This is a genomic window from Methanobrevibacter sp. (assembly GCF_045646045.1).
Lineage (GTDB): Archaea > Methanobacteriota > Methanobacteria > Methanobacteriales > Methanobacteriaceae > Methanocatella.
The window spans coordinates 1-2621 of sequence record NZ_JAZRJY010000059.1; the positions used below are offsets into that span (position 1 = coordinate 1).

3 protein-coding genes are annotated in these 2621 nt (G+C 29.6%); 2 read left to right on the forward strand and 1 reads right to left on the reverse strand.

Annotated elements, in window-relative coordinates; translation table 11 throughout:
- Nucleotides 1-357, forward strand: a 357-nt coding sequence (locus ACKI5C_RS03665; RefSeq protein WP_407431862.1) for a PD-(D/E)XK nuclease family protein, incomplete at its 5' end; no start/stop codon positions are given.
- Nucleotides 358-540: 183 nt separating this feature from the next.
- Nucleotides 541-1518: an IS5 family transposase gene (locus ACKI5C_RS03670; protein ID WP_407431863.1), complete on the forward strand. Its 978-nt coding sequence runs from the start codon at nt 541-543 to the stop codon at nt 1516-1518.
- A 67-nt stretch (nt 1519-1585) separates the two neighbouring features.
- On the opposite strand, the gene ACKI5C_RS03675 is transcribed toward ACKI5C_RS03670, so the two are convergent.
- The gene (locus tag ACKI5C_RS03675) at nt 1586-2377 is read right to left on the reverse strand and encodes an MBL fold metallo-hydrolase (RefSeq protein ID WP_407431864.1); all 792 of its coding nucleotides are present in this window, start codon (nt 2375-2377) and stop codon (nt 1586-1588) included.
- Nucleotides 2378-2621 lie beyond the last annotated feature (244 nt).

The window sequence follows — 2621 nt, forward strand, 5'->3', positions numbered from 1 at the left end:
AAACAGGTTTATACTTATTTAATTGCTTTAAGGGAGCAAACTGACCTTAAGATAGATGAGCTTAGAGTTTATGCAATCAAGTCAAGAGAAATGATCGTTATTGATTTAAATGAAAATGCGGTAGATGTTTTAAAAAAAGAGTTTGAAGAAATATCAAATGGGATAGAAAAGTCTAGATTTGAGTGCAATCCAAGCATGGATTGTGAAACTTGTAGTTTTTCAAATATTTGCAATATTAGTTCAACAAATGATGATAAGTATAGGATATTTGACGATGATCGTTCTATTATTTTAACAAATAGATTTTATGATGATGTACCTAAGTATAAAATTTTTAAATTGGATGATTTAAACTAATGGTTTTGTTGAAATCCTATTATTTTGATACAATTTTTATTGTAAATTAATCTTTAAATTTCGTAAAATTAAATATAAATCCTAAAAAATAATTTATATTTCGTTATATAATTTTTAAAGATTTGAATTAGAAAAATAAGCAATAGTAAATTATATTTATTAAAAAGGGGAATAAATATTATTATGAAAGTGAAAACATTCATTCCCCGTGCTTACTTTTGTAATTCATTACAATTAAATCTTTCGGAATTTGGATCTGAAAATCCAACCGAAAAATGTATCAAAAGACTGATGAAAGACACTAAAAGTGAATTTAACAAGAATCACGTTAAGCTTTTCGTGATTTACGCATACGAATATGCTCAAATCATGTTAAAAGACTATTCCAGTAAATTCTCAAAGCATACTTATACCAATGCTGCTAAATTCACGATTTTAGCTTTAAAAAACTATTTAAATCTTACTTATCGTAAGATTTGTGATTTATTGGACTTATCAGGCGATATTTGCAAGATTTTAAAGATTTCCAAAGCGCCCCATTACAGCACTTTGCAAAAATTCTTTAAAAAGTTGCCAACAAAAATTTTACATAATTTTAACGATTATATAGTTAATATTTTTGTAAACAAGTGCGAAATAATTGCTCTTGATGGCTCCGGATTCACTAGCGACCATGCAGACAAATATTACGCGATAATTCGCAAGAAAGAACGAAAAAGCTACATTAAATGCCATATTGCAATCGATGTAGACAGTCGTTTAATTCTCCATTTTCAGACACAAAGAGGCCCAAGGCATGACACAAAGTTCGCCGATGCCAGCATAAGGAAAATGAAACGGTTCAAATCACATTATATCGTCTGTGACAAAGCATATGATACAGAAAACATCAGAACAATCATTAATGAAGAAATTAATGCTTTTGACATAATTCCAAATAAAACAAACGTCAAAACAGGTTATTTCAGAAAACGAAGCAGATATGTTTTCAGAAAACCAATCTATAACCGACGGAACAATGTTGAAAGTGTCTTTAGCGTAATAAAAAGACATTTTAGTGGTATTAATTCAAGCAGAAGCACCAAACTCTTAAATAAAGAAACCAAACTCAAATGTTTAAGCTATAACATATACAGATCAATCCAATTAAATCAAATATAGGATTTCAACAAGGCCAAAAATTAATAATTATAAAAAAAATAAAAAATTAAAAAACATTAAAAACTATCTATTCAAAATAAATAGGTTCTGGAGGATTGTCTAAATCAGCAACCTTCTTGTTTTCAAGATTTTCAGGACCATATGGAGTATGGGTTGATAAGTATACTGTTGGATTGTTTGAAATGAACTCACGTACATTATCCAAAGTTTCCCTTGCTTTAGGAAGATCTTCAAAAACAATTGATAGCTTATTTTCATACAAAGCCTCATCAGTATATGTAATGTCACCATGAATCATGCAAAATAATCCATCGTCCTCTGCAATTACAATGCTGTTTCCCTTAGTATGACCAATAGCTTCAATCAAATATACACCATCTGCTATTTTTTGTGACTTTTCAAAATTATAATAGCTTCCGCTGTCATATTCAACTGGGATTATATTGTCTCCCTCTAACTCCAAGTCTTCAGCTTCAGTCTTAGACATGTAAACCTTGGCATTAGGGAAATTTCTTAATTCACCAGTATGGTCCGGGTGCTTGTGAGTAATGAGGATCTTTGAAATATCATCAGGCTTATATCCTAATTCATTTAATGCAGATAGGTAATCGGTTATTCTGCTTCCATTATAAATCATGGTATCTTCGTCTATTTCCATATCCGGAAACTCGATTGGAATGTCAGTGTCTACAAGGATTACTTCATCTCCAGTATCAATCAAATAGTTTTGAAGGCTAGCGCGATATTTTACTGATGGGTCAAAGCTTTCCATCCCATCTTCTCCACCGAAAGCAAATGGTTGAAGCATAAACCCATTTTCGTATGTTTTTACAGCACAGATTTTAATTTTCTTAGACATGTTTTTTCACCTTAGGAATGACTTAAGATTCTTAAATCTTCAATAATATATATTCAATTTGATTGTATTTATTTTTAATGAATAAAATGCCAGTACTTCCTAAAAAATTTGTGAATTTTTTATAATGTTTTACAGAAACTTTAAACAACTATAAAATCTGGACAATAAATCCAAAAAATAACTCCTAAAAATAACTCCTAAAAATAACTCCTAAAAATAACTCCTAAAAATAACTCCTAAAAAT